We start from the raw sequence: 17,695 nt of genomic DNA on the forward strand, positions 1-17,695 counted from the left end.
GCCATGTTCGATACCGTCCTGATCGCCAACCGTGGAGAGATCGCATTGCGCATCCAGCGGGCGTGCCGCGGTCTCGCCATCAAGACCGTGATGGTTCACTCCGAGGCCGACCGCGACGCGCGCTATGTGGCGCAGGCCGATCAGGCGCTGTGCATCGGCCCGGCGGCGCCGAAGCAAAGCTACCTCGACCAGGCTGCGATCCTGTTCGCGGCCGAGGTCAGTGGTGCCCAGGCCATCCATCCGGGCTATGGCTTTCTCTCGGAGAACGCGGGCTTCGCCGAACGGGTCGAGCGCGCGGGCCTCGTTTTCATCGGCCCGAGCGCGGAATGCATCCGCACCATGGGCGACAAGGTGGCGGCCAAGCGCGCGATGCGCCAGGCCGGCGTGCCCTGCGTGCCCGGGCCGGACGAAGGGCTGCCGGAAGACGGGGCTGCGATTCAGGCCCTGGCGCGCGAAGTCGGCTATCCGGTGATCGTCAAGGCCGCGGGCGGCGGCGGCGGCCGCGGCATGCGTGTGGTGCACGACGAGCATGCGCTTCTCGACGCGATGGCGCTGACGCGCGAGGAAGCGCTCCACGCCTTCGGCAACCCCGAGGTCTACATCGAAAAATTCCTGCTGCATCCGCGGCATGTCGAGATCCAGGTGCTGGCCGACAGCCACGGCAACGCCGTCTGGCTTGGCAGCCGCGACTGCTCGCTGCAACGCCGCCACCAGAAGGTGATCGAGGAGGCGCCCGCGCCGGGCATCGACGAGGCGTTGATCGCCGAGGTCGGCGAGCGCTGCGCTGCCGCGTGCCGGCAGATCGGCTACTGCGGCGTCGGCACATTCGAGTTTCTGTACGAGCGGGGTGCGTTCTACTTCATCGAGATGAACACCCGCCTGCAGGTGGAGCATCCGGTGACCGAGATGACGACCGGCATCGACATCGTGCAGCAGCAGTTGCGCGTGGCGCGCGGCGAGCGGCTGGCGTTCGGGCAGGCCGACGTGCGCTGCAATGGCCATGCGATCGAATGCCGAGTCAATGCCGAGCATCCCGTCACCTTCGCGCCGTCGCCGGGGCAGATCACCGGCTGGCAGGTGCCCGGCGGCTTCGGCGTGCGTGTGGACTCCCATGCCGGCGCTGGCTACCGCGTGCCGCCGTACTACGACTCGATGATCGCCAAGCTCATCGTGCACGGCAGCACGCGCACGGATGCACTCGACCGCATGCGCGTCGCGCTGGCCGAGATGCAGGTCGAGGGCATCTGGACCAACCTGCAACTGCACCGCGAGATCCTGGCCGACGAAGGCTTTGCCAACGGCGGCGTCGACATCCACCACCTGGAGCGCTGGTTGCAGCAGCGCAGCGCAGCATGATGGCGTCCCTCCCATCCGTGAGCCTGCTTGGAACCACGGCGCTGCTGTTCGAGGCGCCGGGCGAACTCGCGCTTTCATCGCAGCAGCGGATCTGGGCGCTGGCGCGCGAGACCCAGGGCTGGCCCGAGGTGTGCGAAGCGGTGCCGGGCATGAACAACCTCATGCTGACGTTCATGCAGCCGCCGCGCACCACGCAAGCGCTGGATGCGCTGGAGACGCGCCTGTACGCCGCCTGGGACGCAGCAGTTGCGCTGCCGCTCGAAGGGCGCGTGGTCGAACTCCCGGTCGTCTACGGCGGCGAGGGCGGGCCCCACATGGCCGACGTGGTGTCGCACACCGGGCTCAGCGTGGAAGAGATCGTCGAGCTGCACAGCGGGCCGACCTATCCGGTGTATGCGCTGGGCAGCCATCCCGGCTATTGCTATCTGGGCGGCATGGATCCACGCATCGCGACGCCGCGCCGCAAGGTGCCGGTGCTCAGTATTCCGGGCGGCGCCGTGTCGATCGGCGGCGCACAGACGGGTGTCTCGGCTTCGGCCGGGCCCAGCGGCTGGAACACGATCGGAACCACGTCGATGTCGTTCTTCGATCCCGCGCAAGATCCGCCTGCATTGCTGCAGCCGGGCGACATGATCCGTTTCAGGGTCGAAAGGGTCGTCCGATGATCGAAGTCCTTTCGTCCTCCGCGCTCGCCACGGTGCAGGACCTGGGGCGCAGCGGCAGTTTGCGCTGGGGCGTCGGCACGTCGGGCGCCATGGACAAGCTGGCGCTGGCGGCCGGCAACCTGATGCTGGGCAACGATGCCGATGCGGCCGCCATCGAAGTGCCGGTCTTTCCGTTCAAGCTGCGCTTCGGCGAAGACTGCGCGTTCGCGCTGTCTGGTGCCGACTGCGCGGCGCGGCTGGACGCGCAGCCATTGATGCCCTGGTGGGTCTATCAGGCGCGCGCCGGCCAGGTGCTGACGCTGGGCTTGCCGCAAGGCGGCGCGCAGCGCGGCAGCCGCGCCATGCTGTGCCTGGCCGGCGGGGTGGATGTACCTCGGGTGCTGGGCTCGCGCAGCACCCAACTGCGCGGCGCTTTCGGTGGGCACGAGGGGCGTGCGCTGCGCCGGGGCGACGTGCTGCGGGTCGCCGGCGCCGGCCAGGCCTGCGCGACCGGCTTTGGCCTCGTCCCCCCTGCGCTGACCCTGCCGCTCCAGGTCGGCGGCGTGCCCGCCGTCCGGGTGCTGCCGGCGGCGGAGTACCAGGGGTTCGAAGAGGCCTCGCGCGCCGCGTTCTGGGCCGGCGAATGGAAGATCACCGCGCAGAGCGATCGCTACGGCTACCGGCTGGCGGGAGAGGCCCTGCGACCGCTCGCACCGATGGAAATGCGCTCGCATGGCATCGTGCCCGGGGTGATCCAGGTGCCCCACAGCGGGCAGCCCATCATCCAGATGCGCGACGCCCAACCCTCGGGTGGCTACCCCAAGTTCGGCACCGTGATCGAGGCCGATCTCTGGCGCCTCGGCCAGGCTCCGATCGGCAGCCGCATCCGCTTCGTCGAAACCACCTGGGACGAAGCCGTCGCTGCGCTGGACGAGGCGCAGGCCTGGCTTGACAAGGTGGGGCGACTGGTCGAGTTGCATCGCAGCGCACCGCGCAAGAACTGATATGCGAACGGCCGATCAACTCCAGCAACTCGCGGCATGGCTGGCCGACACCGACATCGGCCTGCTGGAACTGCGCACGCCCGAAGGGATGGTGCGGCTGGGACGCGGCCGCGTGCCATCCCGGGCGATCGTGCAGCTCGATGCGGACGGCGATGGCAGCGCGCCCGCACCAGCGCCAGCGCAGGACACCGCAATGGCCGTCGCATCGAGCGTGGGAGTGTTCCTGCACGGACACCCCTTGCACCCTGCGCCCCTGGTGCGCGTCGGCGACCGGGTGGCGGCGGGGCAGCCCGTGGGCCTGCTGCAGATCGGGCCGCTGCTGCTGCCAGTGGCCGCGCCGCTGGCGGGCGTGATTGCGGCCGTGTGCGTGGCGGCCGGCTGCACCGTGGGTTACGGCACCGCGCTGGTCGAATTGCAGCCGTTTGGATGAGGAGTAGCAGCATGGACATCGATCTGAACGCAGACCTGGGCGAGGGCTTCGGCCCGTGGCGCATGGGCGAGGACGAGGCGCTGCTGGAACTCGTCTCCTCTGCCAACGTGGCTTGCGGTTTCCACGCCGGCGACCCCGTCATCATGGATCGCACGGTGCGGATGGCGCAGGCCAGAGGCGTGGACGTGGGCGCCCATGTGGGTTTTCCCGATCTGCAAGGGTTCGGACGCCGCCCCATGCAGATCGACACAGGGGAGCTCGTCACCTACGTGATCTACCAACTCGGCGCGTTGGCCGGTATCGCGCGCACAGCGGGCCACCGCATGACGCACATGAGCTTTCACGGGGCGCTGGGCAACATGGCCGCCGCCGATGCGGCGCTGGCGGAGCCGCTGGTGCGCGCGGTAGCGGACTTCGATCGCGGGTTGATCATCAGTTCCTCGGCCAGCCGCGCCATCGAGGATGCGGCCGAACGCTGCGGGCTGCGCGTGGCCACCACCTTCCTGGCCGACCGCGCCTGCGACCGCGAAGGCCTCCTGATACCGCGCAAGCTGCCCGGGGCGGTCATCCACGACCGCGACACCGTTCTGGCGCGTGTGCGCCAGTTGCTGGAGGAGGGCACCGTGAGCACGTACGACGGCAAGACGATTCCGATGAAGGTGCATTCCATCCTGCTGCACGGCGATACGCCGGGTGCGGTGGCGTTGGCCCTCGCAGTGCGCGGCGTGGTGGAGGCGGCGGGCCGGATCGTGCCCATTTCCAGGCAGCTCGCATGAAGGCCGGAGCGGCACGCACTTGGTGCTAACCCTGAGTCGCGTGCACGAAGGCGGGGCAACATAAGGGCGGCTTATCTCTCCACAGCCAATCCGTCTTGGCGCCAAGGCGTTGTGCTCGATACAGTGAATTTTCCTTAACGAAAGAGGCAAAGATGCCGTTCTCCGACTACAAGACCGCGCTGGTGACGGGTGCCTCCTCGGGCATCGGTGCCGCGGTCGTCGAGCGTCTCTGCAAGGAAGGCCTGCAGGTTCATGCGCTCGCGCGCAGCGCCGACAAGCTGGCCGAACTGGCCGCGCGCACGGGCTGCATCCCGCACGCCATCGACGTCAGCGACCTCGAAGGCATCACCCGCCTGTCGCAGGAAATCCCGTTCGACGTGCTGGTGAACAACGCCGGTGTCGACCGGCCGGGCTCCATCCTCAAGGCCGACGCCGAGGGCATCGACCTGCTGGTGGACGTGAACCTGCGCGCAGTGCTGCATCTGTGCCGGCTGGTCGTCCCCGGTATGGCGGCGCGCGACCGCGGCCATGTGATCAACATTAGCTCGATCGCCGCGGCCTACAACTTTGGCGGCAACAGCACCTACCACGCGACCAAGGCGGCCGTGAGCATGCTGTCGCGCCAGTTGCGCATCGACGTCTTCGGCAAGCGCGTGCGGGTGACCGAAATCTGTCCGGGGCGCGTCGCCACCGACATCTTCGCCCACGTGCACGGCGATTCCGAAGAAACCTACAAGCGCTTCGTCGAGGGCTATGAACTGCCGCAGGCCGAAGACATCGCGAATGCCATCGCCTTCGCGGTTGCCGCCCCGGTCGCGGTGAATGTCGGCCACATGGAAATCACGCCGACGCTGCAGGTGCCCGGCGGGCTGTCCACCGCTCGGCCGGAAGCGCCGCAGGCCTGAGACCAGAGGAACGGCCCATGAAAGACTTCGACTTGATGGCCGTCCTGCTGAAGCCCGAGTTCGGCGCGATGCTGCTGCACGGCCTCGAGATGACGCTGAAGATCGCGGCCGGCTCCTGGCTGCTCGCCATGGCCATGGCGCTCGTGCTGCTGGTCGTGCGGCTGACAACCAACCGCATCGCCGAGCGCGTGGTCGCGGCCTATGTTTCGTACCATCGCAACGTGCCGACACTGGTTCAGCTGATGCTCTGGTACTTCGGCATCTTCAGCCTGCTGCCAGAGGTGCTGCAAAGCTGGCTGTCCGAGCACAACGCGGAGGCGCTTCTTTCGATCGTCGCGCTCGGCCTTTGCCAGGCCGCCTACTTCAGCGAAGACATGCGCTCGGGCCTGCGCTCCATTCCGGGCGGGCAGGCCGAGGCGGCACGCGCCCTCGGCCACAGCTACATCGGGTCGATGCGCCACGTGCTGCTGCCACAGGCCGTGCGCAACGCAGTGCCGGCGCTCGTCAACCACAGCGTGTCGCTGTTCAAGAACAGCAGCCTGGCGATGGCCATCGGCGTTGCCGAACTGACGCACGCCGTCAAGGAAGTGGAAAGCCAGAGCTTTCGCGCGTTCGAAGCCTACAGCGTGGCGACGGTGCTTTATCTGGTCTTCTCGTTGTTCATCATGGCCGCAGGTGCCTGGCTGGCGCGGCACTACCGCATCGCAGAGGCGAGGTGAGCGCGATGTTCAGCGTCTTCGAGATCCTTCGCGACAACTGGCTGCTGCTGCTGGTCGGCCAATACCCCAGCGGCCCGCTGGGCGGCATCGTCGCCACGCTGATACTGTCGGTGCTGGGCATCGTGCTGGCATTCCCGTTGTCGGTGCTGCTGGCGCTGTGCCGGCTGTCGCCCTGGCGGCTGCTGCGCTGGCCGGCGACGGTGCTGGTCTACGTGGTGCGCGGCGTGCCGCTGCTGATGGTGATTCTGTGGGTTTACTTCCTCGTGCCACTCGTCATCGGGCGCGAGGTGTCGGGCTTCACCACCATGCTGTGCACGCTGGTGATCTACGAAGGCGCCTACCTGTCGGAGGTGGTGCGCGCCGGCATCCTGGCACTGCCAAAGGGGCAGACCGAAGCGGCACGCGCGCTCGGCCACAGCCATCTCGGCACGATGTGGTTCGTAATCCTGCCGCAGGCGCTCTACAACATGCTGCCGAGCATGCTGAGCCAGTTCATTTCCACCATCAAGGAAACGACGCTCGGCTACGTGATCAACGTTCAGGAGCTCACCTTTGCCGCGAACCAGATCAACAACCAGCTGCTGACCAAGCCGTTCCAGGTGTTCTTCATCCTGGCGATGACCTACTACGTCGTCTGCTTCAGCCTGACCCAGCTGGCGCAGTGGCTGGAGCGGCGGATTGCCCATAAGCGGCTGGGCGTCACGCTGGCCAGCCTGCCCGAGGGCGCCGCGTCGTTGCCGCCGCAGGTGGCAGCGAACCCCTGAGGCCGCGCAAGACGGCCACCGAGAACTCAAGGAGACAGAACCATGACCCCCGTTTCAGACCGGGCCGCCTCACCGGCGGCCGCAGAGGATGTTCCGATGATTCTGTTTTCCAGCATCAACAAGTGGTACGGCGACTACCAGGCGCTGACCGATGTCAACGCCGAGGTGAAGAAGGGCGAGGTAGTGGTGGTTTGCGGGCCTTCCGGCTCCGGCAAATCGACGCTGATCCGCACGGTCAACCGGCTCGAGGAAATCAAGTCGGGACAGCTGCTGTTCGACGGCCACGACATCCACGCACCCATGAGCAGCGTGGCGCTCAACAAGCTGCGCAGCCGCATCGGCTTCGTGTTCCAGAGCTTCAACCTGTTCCCGCACCTCTCGGTGCTGGAGAACATCATGCTTTCGCCGATGCGCGTGCTGGGCGTCAAGCGAGCGGCTGCGCGCGCCAAGGCGATGCAGTTGCTCGAGCGGGTCGGCCTGGCCAACAAGGCGGGGGCCTACCCGGCGCAGCTCTCGGGCGGCCAGCAGCAGCGTGTTGCCATCGCGCGTGCGCTCGCCATGGAGCCGCCGGCCATGCTGTTCGACGAGCCCACCAGTGCGCTCGACCCCGAAATGGTGGGCGAGGTGCTCGCGGTGATGCGCGGCCTGGCCAACGACGGCATGACCATGATGTGCGTCACGCACGAAATGAACTTCGCCCGTGAAGTCGCGGACCGCGTCTGGTTCATGGACGCCGGCCAGATCCTCGAGAAGGCCGAGCCCGAGACCTTCTTCAAAAGCCCCCAGCATCCGCGCGCGCAGCGCTTCCTCTCAGACCTGCGCGCACATTGAGTGAAACACCCGTCCCAGTCCTCACCAGGAGTTCATCATGTCGAAGAAGACCGTTTTCCGTCTCGCCGCCATCGGCTGTTGCCTTTCCACCTTGACCGTCCTGGCGCACGCCGACCAGTGGGACGAGATCAGCCAGCGCAAGGAACTCAAGTGCGGCACCTTCGCCGACGTTCCGCCGTTCGCCGCGCCTGATCCAAAGACCCGCGAGATGGTGGGATTCGATGTTGACCTTTGCAGCGCGCTGGCCAAGCAGCTCGGCCTCACGGCCAAGGTCACTCCGCTGTCGGTCGAAGCGCGCGTGCCTGAGGTCAAGCTGGGCCGGGTCGATGTGACGGTTGCCAACCTGGCCTACACCAAGAGCCGCGGCGAGCAGATCCAGTTCAGCGATCCGTACTATGTCGCCAAGGAAATGCTGGCCGTGAAGGCGTCGGATCCTGGTACCACGAAGGCCGATTTCAAGGGCAAGCGCCTGAGCTCGACCAAGGGTTCGACCTCGGAGCTGTCGATCAAGATGAACGGCTCCGAGCCGGTGACCTTCCAGGACACGGGCTCGGCGTTCATGGCGGTGCAGCAGAACAAGTCGATGGGGATGGTGGCCAACACCATGACCATCACCAAGCTGGTCAACCAGTCCAAGACCGAAGGCGTCCCGCTGAAGATGATCAAGGAGCCGATGGTGCTGCAGCCGATCGGCGTCGGCATGAAGAAGGACGAGCCGGTGCTGCTGGCCAAGGTCAACGCCGCCCTGATGGCACTGGACAAGGCCGGCGAGATCGACAAGATCTGGGCCAAGTGGCTCGGGCCGAACACCGAGTACAAGATGACGCGCGATGAAAAGGTGATGCCCTTGTCGGAACTGAAGTTCGAACTCCTGCCGTAGGCGTTCGGCGTCCTCAGGCCCGCTCAGGCCCGGTCAGGCCCGCGCCCACACCAGCATCAGGTTGTTCGCGGGCATCGACACCGTTTCTCTCAGCAGCAGGCCGGCCCGTGCGGCCTGCAATGCCACGTCTGCGACGCGGCGGATACCCCAGGCCGGATTCCGCGCCCGCAGGCTGGCGTCGAACTCGACATTGCCGGGCGCCGTTTCGACACCGTCCTGCAGGTAAGGCCCGTACGTGACGAGCTGCCCCGTCGCAGAAAGCTGCAATGCGGCGCCCCGCATCAGCGCCGCACAGGTCTCCCACGGCGAGATGTGCAGCATGTTGGCGCAGAACACGGCATCGAAGGTCATGGACATGGGCCAGGGCACTGCCATGACATCGAGCACCATGGCAGGCCGAACGTTCGGCTGATCGGCACACCAGGCGTCGATCGAGGGCAGGGCGGCCAGGTCGTGGTCGCTCGGCTGCCAATGCCAGCGCGGCATGGCCGCGGCGAAGTACGCCGCATGCTGGCCGGTGCCGCTGGCGATCTCGAGCACGCTGGCTTCGGCGGACAGCAGGCGTTGCAGCACTGCCAGAATCGGTTCGCGGTTGCGGTCGGCAGCGGGGCTGCGTTGGCGGACAATGGGCATGGGCCCGCACTTTAGCCGGGGCGTCCCCGGCGCGTGTCCCGGGCCGCCATCCGGCCAAAAAGCCGGCCCGAGCGGGCATTGCCGGCCCGTGCTACCTTCCAGCCCCACAAAAGAGCGAGATGGGCAGAACGATATGAGCAAATTGACGGAGCGGCTGAATGCGCTCTCGCCTGCGCGGCTGAAGGGAATCCGGCGCGGGATCGAGAAAGAGAGTCTGCGGGCCCAGCCCGACGGCAAGCTTGCGCTCACGCCGCATCCACTGGCGCTCGGCTCGGCGCTCACGCACCCGCACATCACCACCGACTTCAGCGAGTCGCAACTCGAGCTCATCACCGGCGTGCATGCCAGCCCGGAGGCGGCGCTCGAAGAGCTGGTGCAAGTGCACCAGTTCACCTACCGCGTGCTGGCCGAGGCCGGCGACGAGCGGCTCTGGGTGTCGAGCATGCCCTGCGGCCTGCCGACCGACGAGACCATTCCGATCGGGCGATATGGCTCGTCGAACGTGGGCCGCGCCAAGAGCGTCTACCGCATGGGCTTGAGCCATCGCTACGGCCGGCGCATGCAGACCATCTCGGGCATCCACTACAACTGGTCGCTGCCCGAGGTGTCGAGCGAGCAGTACTTCGCGCTGATCCGCAATTTCCGCCGCCATGCTTTTCTGCTGCTCTACCTGTTCGGCGCGTCGCCAGCGCTGTGTTCGAGCTTCGTGGCCGGTCGGCCGCACGAGCTGCAGCCGCTGGGCGACGGCGGCAGCATGTACATGCCGCACGGCACCTCGTTGCGCATGGGCCGGCTCGGCTACCAGAGCGATGCGCAGGCGTCGCTGGCCGTGAGCTACAACAGCCTCGACGGCTACGGCGCCTCGCTGCAGGACGCGCTGACGCGGCCCTGGCCGGCCTACGAAGCCATCGGCATCCAGAACCTCGGCGGCGACTACAACCAGCTTGGCACCAGCCTGCTGCAGATCGAGAACGAGTTCTACGGCACCATCCGGCCCAAGCGCGTGATCTATTCGGGCGAGCGCCCGCTGCATGCGCTGCGCGAGCGCGGCGTTGAATACGTCGAAGTGCGGCTGATGGACCTCGACCCGTTTGAGCCGGTCGGCATCACCGCGCAAACAATGCGCTTCATTGACGTGTTCCTGCTGCACTGCCTGCTGGACGACAGCCCGAACGACACGCCGCAGGAAATCGCCGAGCTCGCCCACAACCAGCACCTGACCGCCGCACGCGGCCGCGAGCCGGGGCTCAAGCTGCAGCGCGATGGCCGCGAGATCGGCCTGGCCGACTGGGGTGCGGCACTGGTGGTGCAATTCAAGCCGATCGCCGCCGCACTCGATGAGGCACATGGCGGCAACGCGTACGGCGAGGCCGTGCGCGCCGCCGCGGCAGCGCTCGAAAATCCCGACAGCCTGCCATCGGCGCGCGTGCTTGCAACGATGGCCGGCGAGCACGACAACTCCTTCATCGGCTTCGTGCGCGCACAGTCGGAGCAGACGCGCCAGGCCCTGCTCGGCCTGTCGCTGGAGCCGCACGAGCTCGCGCACTTCGAACAGATGACGCAGGACTCGATCGACGCGCAGAAGGCCATCGAAGCGGCCGACACCATGCCCTTCGAAATCTACCGCGAACAGTACGTGTCGCCGGCCCGGCTCGGCATCCGCAGCCGCGCAACCGCCACCGTCTAGAAGGCACCCTGGCCGTGGCGCAAGATCTCCCTGCGCTGCCCCTGCCTCCGGGGGTGCGCTCCCGCATGGCCGACAACGGCAACGGTCTTGAAGTGCACTGGCTCGAAGCCGGGTTCGAGCAGCCCGGCCGGCCGCTTCTGTTGTTGCTGCACGGCTTCCCCGAGCTTGCCTTCAGCTGGCGCCATCAGATGCTGCCGCTCGCCGCCGCCGGCTTCCACGTGGTGGCGCCGGATCAGCGCGGCTACGGGCGCACCACCGGGTGGGATGCGCGCTACGACGGCGACCTCGATTCGTCCCGCATGCTGAACCTGGTGCGCGATGCGCTGGGGCTGGTGTTCGCACTGGGCCACCGCTCGGTGGCGGCCGTGGTCGGGCACGATTTCGGTTCGCCCGTGGCTGCATGGTGCGCGTTGCTGCGGCCGGACGTGTTCCGCTCGGTCGTGCTGATGAGCGCGCCGTTCGCCGGCCCGCCGGCGTTGCCCTTCGATACGGTGAACCGGGCTGCGCCCGCGGGTGCGTCCATTGCCGAGATGCTGGCCGATCTGGCCGCGTTGCCGCGCCCGCGCAAGCACTACCAGTGGTACTACGCCACGCCCGAGGCCAACGCCGACATGCACGGCGCACCGCAGGGCGTGCACGATTTTCTGCGCGCCTACTACCACCACAAGAGCGCCGACTGGCCGCACAACCAGCCACACGCCCTGGCCGGGCTGACCGCCGCCGCGCTGGCAGAACTGCCGACCTACTACGTGATGGACGCGGCGCAGGGCATGGCCGCAACCGTCGCCGCCGAAATGCCCGCGGCCGATGCCATTGCCGCCTGCGCCTGGCTGCCCGACGCCACATTGCGCGTCTACAGCAGCGAGTACGCCCGCACCGGATTTCAGGGTGGGTTGCAGTGGTATCGCTGCGGCACCGGCGCGCGCTTCGCGGCCGAACTGCAAACCTTCGGCGGCAAGACGATCGATGTGCCCGTCTGCTTCATCGCCGGACGGCAGGACTGGGGCGTCTACCAATCACCCGGCGCCTTCGAGGCGATGCAGGCCAAGGCCTGCACCGACATGCGCGCCGTGCACCTGATCGACCGCGCCGGCCATTGGGTGCAGCAGGAGCAGCCGGAAGCCGTGAGCCGGCTGCTGCTGGACTTTGTGGCGTCCGTGGGATCTGTTATTCCGGAATGACGTCGACGCCCTTGCGGATCGATTCACGGTCGCGCTTGTGGTCGAGCTTGGCCAGCGTGTGCTCGATCAGCCGCTTGAGCTTGCCCGCCGCGCCGCGGAACGCCTCGTCCAGCATCGGCGCGTCATGGGTCACGGCCACGGGTTGATGGTGCGCGAGGCGCGCTTCCATGGTGCAGCGCTTGTCGCCGCCGCCGCTCTTGCCGGTTGTTTCGTCACTGAGGTGCACTTCGACCCGCGTCACGTCTTCGACGAAGCGCGACAGGTTGTCCTTGATCTCGGCATCGGCCCAACGCTCGAGCGCTTCCTTGTTCTCGATGCCGTTGCTGGCGTTGACTTGAATTTGCATAGAGGCAGTCTCCTTGGATGTCGAACAATCGAGCCTCCATCATGAACCTCTGCGAGTGCGTAGGACGGGCGCCTGCTCGCCGGCTCGGGGATTGCCGTTAAATTCGGCGCCTGCCTTCAAGGCGCAACCCGACCACAAGGATTCATTTCATGACGCTCGATTTCACCGGCCGCGTGGCCATCGTCACCGGCGCGGGCGGCGGACTGGGCCGCCAGCATGCACTGGCGCTCGCGGCGCGCGGCGCCAAGGTGGTGGTCAACGACCTCGCTGCCGCACAGGCCGTGGTCGACGAGATCAAGGCCGCTGGCGGCGAGGCGATCGCCAACGGCGCCTCGGTTACCGACTTCGTGGCGGTGCAGGCCATGGTGCAGCAGGCCGTCGATGCCTGGGGCCGGGTCGACATCCTCGTCAACAACGCGGGCATCTTGCGCGACAAGAGCTTCGCCAAGATGGAAGTGGCCGACTTCCAGCTCGTGGTGGACGTGCACCTGATGGGCGCTGTGCATTGCAGCAAGGCCGTCTGGGCGCTGATGAACGAACAGAAGTACGGCCGCATCGTGATGACCACTTCGTCGTCGGGCCTGTACGGCAACTTCGGCCAGAGCAACTACGGCGCGGCCAAGATGGCGCTGGTGGGCCTGATGCAGTCGCTCAGCATCGAAGGCGCGAAGAACGACATCCGCGTCAACTGCCTGGCGCCGACGGCGGCCACGCGCATGACCGAGGGCCTGATGCCGCAGGCCGTGCTGGATGCGCTCCGGCCCGAAGCCGTGGTGCCCGCCATGCTGGTGCTGGCCGCGCAGGATGCGCCCACGCGCACCATCCTCTGCGCCGGTGCCGGCACCTTCGAGGCGGCGCACGTCACGCTGACCAACGGCGCCTTCATTGGCATCGGTGCCGATGCGCCCGAGCAGCTCGCCGCGCGCCTGGCCGAGATCACCGACCGCACCGGCGAACAGGTGCCGCAAAGCGGCTCGGCGCAGGGCACCAACGAAGTGGGAAAGGCGATGGCGGCCGCAGGGCGGTAAACCCTGTTGCCGTGCGTTGACGGCGGGCGCAAAGATCGGTGCCCTGTTCGTCACCGGAGACCGCCATGCACAACGTCCTTGCCCGCATCACCGTCAAGCCGGAGGCGGCCGGCGTCGCACGCGACCTCCTCATCGACCTCGCCGCCAAGTCTCGGCTGGAAAGTGGTTGCGTGGCCTATGCGCTGTACCAGCAGGCCGATGCGCCGCACGTGTTCCAGACCGTCGAGCAGTGGACCGAAAAGGCCGATGCCGACGCCCACATGGCCACCGAGCACGTGGGTGCAGCGATCGCTGCGGCCACGCCGTTGTTCGCGGCGCCACCCGAGATCCTCGCGTTCACCAAACTGGCCTGACGGCGGTTGCAGGCGCGCGGGCGCAAAATCGCCACCGGACTACAAGGCCGGTCGCGTTGGCCGCGTTAAGGTGCGGGCGTGCCGCTTCGCGTACACATCGGGAAACTTCAACATGAAAAACACCCTGCTCGCACTCGCCGCCCGCGTTGTTGCCGGTGCTGCCCTGGCGTCATGAACATCCGGCATCTGTCCATAGGCCTGCTGGCCTGTGCCGCACTGCAGGCGTGCACCACTGCAGCGCCGCCGGCCGCGCCACCGCTGCCGCCGCCCGTGTCGCAGCCTGCGCCACCACCGCCCGTGCCGATGCCGCCGCCGCCACCACCGGCGGTTGCGCCACCACCGCCGCCGGTGGTCGAGGCGCCACGCGATCCTGCGGTGGATCCGCGCGGGCTGTGCGACGGCCGGGCCGAAGGTGCGCGCGCGCAGATGACGGGCCCGCGCGGCGAGACGATCGCCGGCGTGTGCCGTCGTGGCGCCAACGGCTGGCTGCAGTTCACCCCGGAGCCGCGCCGCTGAAATCGATCGGTCAGCTCTGGATGTAGGTGGTCAGCTGCTCGATGGTCTGTTCGTGGTCGGCAATGATGTCGTCCATCAGGTCGCGAATGGAGATCATGCCGACGACCTTGTCGCCGTCGACCACCGGCAAATGCCGGATGCGCTTCTGGCTCATCAGGTTCATGCAGTCGCGCGTGCGCGTGGCCGGGCTCACGGTGACCACGTTGGCGGTCATGATGTCGGCCACCTTGACCTCTTTCGAGTTCTTGCCCAGCAGCGCAATCTTGCGCGTGTAGTCGCGCTCGGAGAGCACGCCCACCAGCTTGTCGTCGACCATCACCATGAGTGCGCCGACTTCGTGGCGGGCCAGCACCTGCAGCGCGTCGAACACGGTGGTGTCGGGTGACGTATGGAACAGGGCCGGGTCGCGATGCTTGAGCAGCTCGGAGACGGGTTTCATGAAATGCACTCCTCTGGTTGCGTTGGTGGCGGCACACGCAAGGGCCGCGCCTGCCAAATCATAGGCGCGACGCACGGCAGACCCAATGCAATACATTGGTTTGCAGTTTCACTTTGTCAGCTGGCGCAGCAATGCCACTGCGAGCACGGCCATCGTCGTGCCCCATGACCAGCCCGAGGGTGAGGCCGAAGCCGGTGGTGAAGGTGGGCAGGAAGGGGTCGACAGGTGACATGGGCGCGGATGATGGCGGCCGCGGCACAATCCGTCGATGGAACTCTGCTGCTGCCGCTGAAGCGCTTCTACATCGCATGCTCGACCACGTTTCGTTCGCGACGGCGCTGGCCGCGCGTTTTGGCGACATGGCGGCGAGCGACATCGCCGCTCTGGCCGCACATGGCCGCTGCGTGACGCTTGCGCGCAACCAGACCCTGCTGGCCGCCGGCACCTTCTGGCGCGAGGCCTTCTGGGTCGAGCGCGGCCTGCTGCGGCTCTACTACATCGACCGCGACGGGCGCGAGGCCAACAAGAACTTCCATGCCGAGGATGCATTCCTCTGGCCCGTCACCGAATGGCTGCGACGTGCACCGGCCGCGTTCTTCATGGCAGCCCTCGAGCCGAGCCGTGTCTGGTGCCTGCCGTTCGCCGCGCTCGATGCCGCTGCGGCGCCGCTGCCATCGTGGACGGCGCTGCAACTGCGGGCGCTGTCCGGCCTGCTGGAAGACAAGATGCGGCGCGAGCAGAACTTTCTGCAGTGCACCGCCCGCGAACGCTACGAGGCCCTGCTGCGCGAGCGGCCGGAGTGGACGAACCGCATCGCCCTGCGGCATCTCGCCTCCTACCTCGGGATGACCGACGTGTCGCTGTCGCGCCTGCGCGCGGAGATGGGTCTTATCGACGGTTAAGGCAGCGCGCGTGCTGAAAGGCGACAGTGCGTTCTTTGCAGGAGAACTCGATGCCCCGCTTTTCCCTCGGCCTGCAACGCGGCCTGCATGCGCTCGCGATCCTGTGGCTCGGCCTCATGGCCGGATTTTTCTGGGCCTACAGCGCCAATGTCAGCGTCGCGATGCTGCAGATGGACGGCGCCACCTATGCGGCGGTGCAGTCGGCCTTCAACCGCAACGTGCGGCACACCCTGTTCTTCGTCTTCTTCTTCGGGCCGCCGTTGTGGTGCGCGCTGGCACTGCTGGCGGCCTGGCCCCAGGTGCGCAGGGTCTGGTGGTGGTGTCTTGCCATCGCCGGCGTGCTCTACGGCCTGGGCATCGTGGTGTTCACCGCGCAGGTCAACTTGCCGCTCAACGCCTACACCGAATCATGGAACCCGCAGGCGTTGCCGCCCGACTGGGCTGCGACGCGCGATGCCTGGAATGCGGCCAACCTCTGGCGCACCTGCGCCAACGCCGTGGCTTTCGCCCTGGCGGTCATGGCACTGGCGCTGCGCAGCGATGGATTCACCGCGATGAGATCTGCGCATCCTTCGGATAGCTGATGGTGTAGTCGGCAGCGACGCGTGCGCTCTGGCCGGCCGCGAGCTCGAAGCGCCAGAGCGCCATTCCGGGCTGCTTGTTCCACTCGCGCTCAGCCGGCTGTGGCGCAAAGACGGCCGCCACCCGCACCTTCTCGTCGACCGACACCGGCGCTGCTTCGAGCACCTGCACCGCGATCGGCGTGCGATGGCGGTTCTCGACCACGTAGCCGCGTTGCAGCTTGCGCTCGGCCCGCACGCCGACGAAACCGGTTTCGCCGCGGTTGTCGCGCTCGGGCTCGGCCTGCACGCGCACCAGCTCGTCGCGGCCGAAGGACAGCGTCACGCGCGCGTCGCCGGGGGGTGCCCACTGCCCGTTGCCGACGAAAGCGCCATCGCGATAGAGCTGCAGCGGCCCGGCCGGCCACACGCCTTCGGGCGGCGCCATGTCGGCGATAAGGAACGCGCTGGCATCGACCTGCGGGCTGGTGCGCACCGCGAGCTTGACGGTGTCTTCGGTCTGGCCCAGCGCCATGCTCACGCGCTGGCCGCTGGAGGGCACGTCGATCGCATTCGGCACGCTGAATTCGGTGGCAAAGCTGTTGTTGAAAACGCTCACGTCGAACAGCGGCTCCTGGCGCTTGGCCATCTCGGCGACCATGGCCGGCGCGGGCGCGGAGGCCGGCATCGGAGCACCGCCATAGGCGCGGCGTTCTGGTTGCTGCTCGACGATGCCGATGCGCCAGGGCATCGGCAGGCGGCCTGTGGTTTCGCGCCGCGGCTGGCCCGTGGAGAGCGTGAGCTTCACGCCGCGCCAGTCTTCGCCGGTGGCCTGTGCCACCAGTGCCTGGCGCTCCATGCGCAGCTTGCGCGTGCCGGTGTCGAGCATCGCGCGGTAGGCCGGCGTCCAGCCCGGGCCGTTGACCTGGTAGCTGAGCCGGACATCCGCATCGCGCGCGGTGGCCAGCGTGACGGTCACGCTGACGACGTTGCCGCCGTTGCCCTGCGAACGCGCGCGCTCGGCCAGCATGGGTGCGAGCTGCCTGTCGAGTTCGGCCTGGCGGCGCTTGAGCAGGTGCTGCTTCTGCAGCGAATCCTGGCCGGTGCGGCGCAGCGCATCGGCCATGGCGGTGACGCTCTTCGCATCGGGCGCGGCACGCAAGGTGGGCGTCGCGTCGCTGCCGCCGCCATTCGTGGAAATGCCCTTGAGGTAGCCCGTGACCAAGTCCAGCGCATCGGTCTCCGATTGCAGCGCCGCCTTTTGGTCTTCGAGCTCGCGGATACGGCCGTCGAGCACGCTGGTCGCGCACGCGGCCGACTGGACGCGCGGCATGGTCAGCACCGCCGTCTCGCCCACGCGCACCGAGGCGTCGGCCGATACCTGCAGGCTCTGCACGTCGAGCCCGGCCGGCAGGCAGCTGAAGGTGAGCGTCTTGCTGCCGGCCGCCACACGGGCCATGCGTTCCACCGTGGCGCTGCCGGGGTAGACCTTCACCTGGGTGATACGTGACTCGGGTGGCGGTACGGCGGCCGTCGGCAGCGTGCTGGCCTGCACGCCAAGCGCGAACAGCGACAACAGCCCGAAGGCCATGGGACGGAGGTGGGGCAGTGGGGGCATGGGAGTTCCCGGAGGGGCTCGTGAAGTGATGACCCCTGCTGATACGGCAGGCCGGCGCAAACCGGGTTAAGCCGCTGGCTGTCGCGCATGCAACTGCAATCGCCGCGGGCGTCGCGCCAGTGA

22 protein-coding genes are annotated in these 17,695 nt (G+C 67.7%); 17 read left to right on the plus strand and 5 right to left on the minus strand.

Features of this window, described 5'->3' with window-relative positions; all coding sequences use genetic code 11:
- Positions 1–3: 3 nt before the first annotated feature.
- From accC to ACSFA8_RS18675, 10 genes are all read left to right on the plus strand, one after another.
- Positions 4–1,356: an acetyl-CoA carboxylase biotin carboxylase subunit gene (gene accC / locus ACSFA8_RS18630; RefSeq protein ID WP_435480965.1), complete on the plus strand. Its 1,353-nt coding sequence runs from the start codon at positions 4–6 to the stop codon at positions 1,354–1,356.
- Complete coding sequence (gene pxpB / locus ACSFA8_RS18635; protein WP_435480966.1) at positions 1,353–2,021, plus strand: 5-oxoprolinase subunit PxpB; 669 nt, start codon at positions 1,353–1,355, stop codon at positions 2,019–2,021. Before accC ends, pxpB begins: the two co-directional genes overlap by 4 nt.
- A complete protein-coding gene (locus tag ACSFA8_RS18640; RefSeq protein ID WP_435480967.1) occupies positions 2,018–3,004 on the plus strand; it encodes a 5-oxoprolinase subunit C family protein in 987 nt (328 codons plus the stop codon). Before pxpB ends, ACSFA8_RS18640 begins: the two co-directional genes overlap by 4 nt.
- A gap of 1 nt (position 3,005) precedes the next feature.
- On the plus strand, positions 3,006–3,434 hold the full coding sequence (locus tag ACSFA8_RS18645) for an acetyl-CoA carboxylase biotin carboxyl carrier protein (protein ID WP_435480968.1): 429 nt from the start codon (positions 3,006–3,008) through the stop codon (positions 3,432–3,434).
- Positions 3,435–3,445: 11 nt separating this feature from the next.
- Positions 3,446–4,210: a LamB/YcsF family protein gene (locus ACSFA8_RS18650; RefSeq protein WP_435480969.1), complete on the plus strand. Its 765-nt coding sequence runs from the start codon at positions 3,446–3,448 to the stop codon at positions 4,208–4,210.
- Between the two features lie 152 nt (positions 4,211–4,362).
- Entirely contained in the window at positions 4,363–5,115 is a 753-nt protein-coding gene (locus ACSFA8_RS18655) for an SDR family oxidoreductase (protein ID WP_435480970.1), read from the plus strand.
- 17 nt (positions 5,116–5,132) lie between these two features.
- Positions 5,133–5,834: an amino acid ABC transporter permease gene (locus ACSFA8_RS18660; RefSeq protein ID WP_435480971.1), complete on the plus strand. Its 702-nt coding sequence runs from the start codon at positions 5,133–5,135 to the stop codon at positions 5,832–5,834.
- Between the two features lie 5 nt (positions 5,835–5,839).
- Entirely contained in the window at positions 5,840–6,598 is a 759-nt protein-coding gene (locus ACSFA8_RS18665) for an amino acid ABC transporter permease (protein WP_435480972.1), read from the plus strand.
- A 96-nt stretch (positions 6,599–6,694) separates the two neighbouring features.
- Complete coding sequence (locus ACSFA8_RS18670) at positions 6,695–7,429, plus strand: amino acid ABC transporter ATP-binding protein (RefSeq protein WP_435481093.1); 735 nt, start codon at positions 6,695–6,697, stop codon at positions 7,427–7,429.
- Between the two features lie 37 nt (positions 7,430–7,466).
- A complete protein-coding gene (locus ACSFA8_RS18675) occupies positions 7,467–8,309 on the plus strand; it encodes an ABC transporter substrate-binding protein (RefSeq protein WP_435480973.1) in 843 nt (280 codons plus the stop codon).
- Between the two features lie 33 nt (positions 8,310–8,342).
- On the opposite strand, the gene ACSFA8_RS18680 is transcribed toward ACSFA8_RS18675, so the two are convergent.
- Entirely contained in the window at positions 8,343–8,942 is a 600-nt protein-coding gene (locus ACSFA8_RS18680; protein ID WP_435480974.1) for a DUF938 domain-containing protein, read from the minus strand.
- A 133-nt stretch (positions 8,943–9,075) separates the two neighbouring features.
- On the opposite strand from ACSFA8_RS18680, the gene gshA reads away from it, so the two are divergent.
- Both gshA and ACSFA8_RS18690 read left to right on the plus strand, forming a co-directional pair.
- Entirely contained in the window at positions 9,076–10,629 is a 1,554-nt protein-coding gene (gshA, locus tag ACSFA8_RS18685; protein ID WP_435480975.1) for a glutamate--cysteine ligase, read from the plus strand.
- Between the two features lie 65 nt (positions 10,630–10,694).
- Positions 10,695–11,810 (plus strand): alpha/beta fold hydrolase, encoded by a 1,116-nt coding sequence (locus tag ACSFA8_RS18690; RefSeq protein WP_435481094.1) that lies wholly within the window; start codon positions 10,695–10,697, stop codon positions 11,808–11,810.
- On the opposite strand, the gene ACSFA8_RS18695 is transcribed toward ACSFA8_RS18690, so the two are convergent.
- A complete protein-coding gene (locus ACSFA8_RS18695; RefSeq protein ID WP_435480976.1) occupies positions 11,797–12,156 on the minus strand; it encodes an HPF/RaiA family ribosome-associated protein in 360 nt (119 codons plus the stop codon). The genes ACSFA8_RS18690 and ACSFA8_RS18695 overlap by 14 nt on opposite strands.
- Before the next feature lie 149 nt (positions 12,157–12,305).
- Here ACSFA8_RS18695 and ACSFA8_RS18700 point away from each other — a divergent pair, with 149 nt between their 5' ends.
- From ACSFA8_RS18700 to ACSFA8_RS18710, 3 genes are all read left to right on the plus strand, one after another.
- Positions 12,306–13,184 carry an SDR family NAD(P)-dependent oxidoreductase gene (locus tag ACSFA8_RS18700; protein ID WP_435480977.1) on the plus strand — a complete coding sequence of 293 codons (879 nt, stop codon included), beginning with the start codon at positions 12,306–12,308 and terminating at the stop codon, positions 13,182–13,184.
- A 65-nt stretch (positions 13,185–13,249) separates the two neighbouring features.
- Complete coding sequence (locus tag ACSFA8_RS18705) at positions 13,250–13,537, plus strand: putative quinol monooxygenase (protein WP_435480978.1); 288 nt, start codon at positions 13,250–13,252, stop codon at positions 13,535–13,537.
- A gap of 171 nt (positions 13,538–13,708) precedes the next feature.
- Positions 13,709–14,053 carry a hypothetical protein gene (locus ACSFA8_RS18710; RefSeq protein WP_435480979.1) on the plus strand — a complete coding sequence of 115 codons (345 nt, stop codon included), beginning with the start codon at positions 13,709–13,711 and terminating at the stop codon, positions 14,051–14,053.
- 10 nt (positions 14,054–14,063) lie between these two features.
- Here the strand turns inward: ACSFA8_RS18710 and ACSFA8_RS18715 are convergent, their stop codons facing one another.
- Complete coding sequence (locus tag ACSFA8_RS18715; protein ID WP_435480980.1) at positions 14,064–14,492, minus strand: CBS domain-containing protein; 429 nt, start codon at positions 14,490–14,492, stop codon at positions 14,064–14,066.
- A gap of 58 nt (positions 14,493–14,550) precedes the next feature.
- Positions 14,551–14,724 (minus strand): hypothetical protein, encoded by a 174-nt coding sequence (locus ACSFA8_RS18720; RefSeq protein WP_435480981.1) that lies wholly within the window; start codon positions 14,722–14,724, stop codon positions 14,551–14,553.
- A 76-nt stretch (positions 14,725–14,800) separates the two neighbouring features.
- Here ACSFA8_RS18720 and ACSFA8_RS18725 point away from each other — a divergent pair, with 76 nt between their 5' ends.
- Together ACSFA8_RS18725 and ACSFA8_RS18730 are read left to right on the plus strand one after the other, a co-directional pair.
- Positions 14,801–15,394 carry a Crp/Fnr family transcriptional regulator gene (locus ACSFA8_RS18725; RefSeq protein WP_435480982.1) on the plus strand — a complete coding sequence of 198 codons (594 nt, stop codon included), beginning with the start codon at positions 14,801–14,803 and terminating at the stop codon, positions 15,392–15,394.
- A 50-nt stretch (positions 15,395–15,444) separates the two neighbouring features.
- Entirely contained in the window at positions 15,445–15,978 is a 534-nt protein-coding gene (locus tag ACSFA8_RS18730; protein WP_435480983.1) for an anthrone oxygenase family protein, read from the plus strand.
- On the opposite strand, the gene ACSFA8_RS18735 is transcribed toward ACSFA8_RS18730, so the two are convergent.
- Positions 15,941–17,572, minus strand: coding sequence for a DUF4139 domain-containing protein (locus ACSFA8_RS18735; RefSeq protein ID WP_435480984.1), 1,632 nt, complete (start codon positions 17,570–17,572; stop codon positions 15,941–15,943). The two genes, ACSFA8_RS18730 and ACSFA8_RS18735, sit on opposite strands and share 38 nt — an antisense overlap.
- Positions 17,573–17,695: the final 123 nt, after the last annotated feature.

Source organism: Variovorax nitratireducens (assembly GCF_051216545.1).
Classification (GTDB): Bacteria; Pseudomonadota; Gammaproteobacteria; order Burkholderiales; family Burkholderiaceae_C; genus Variovorax.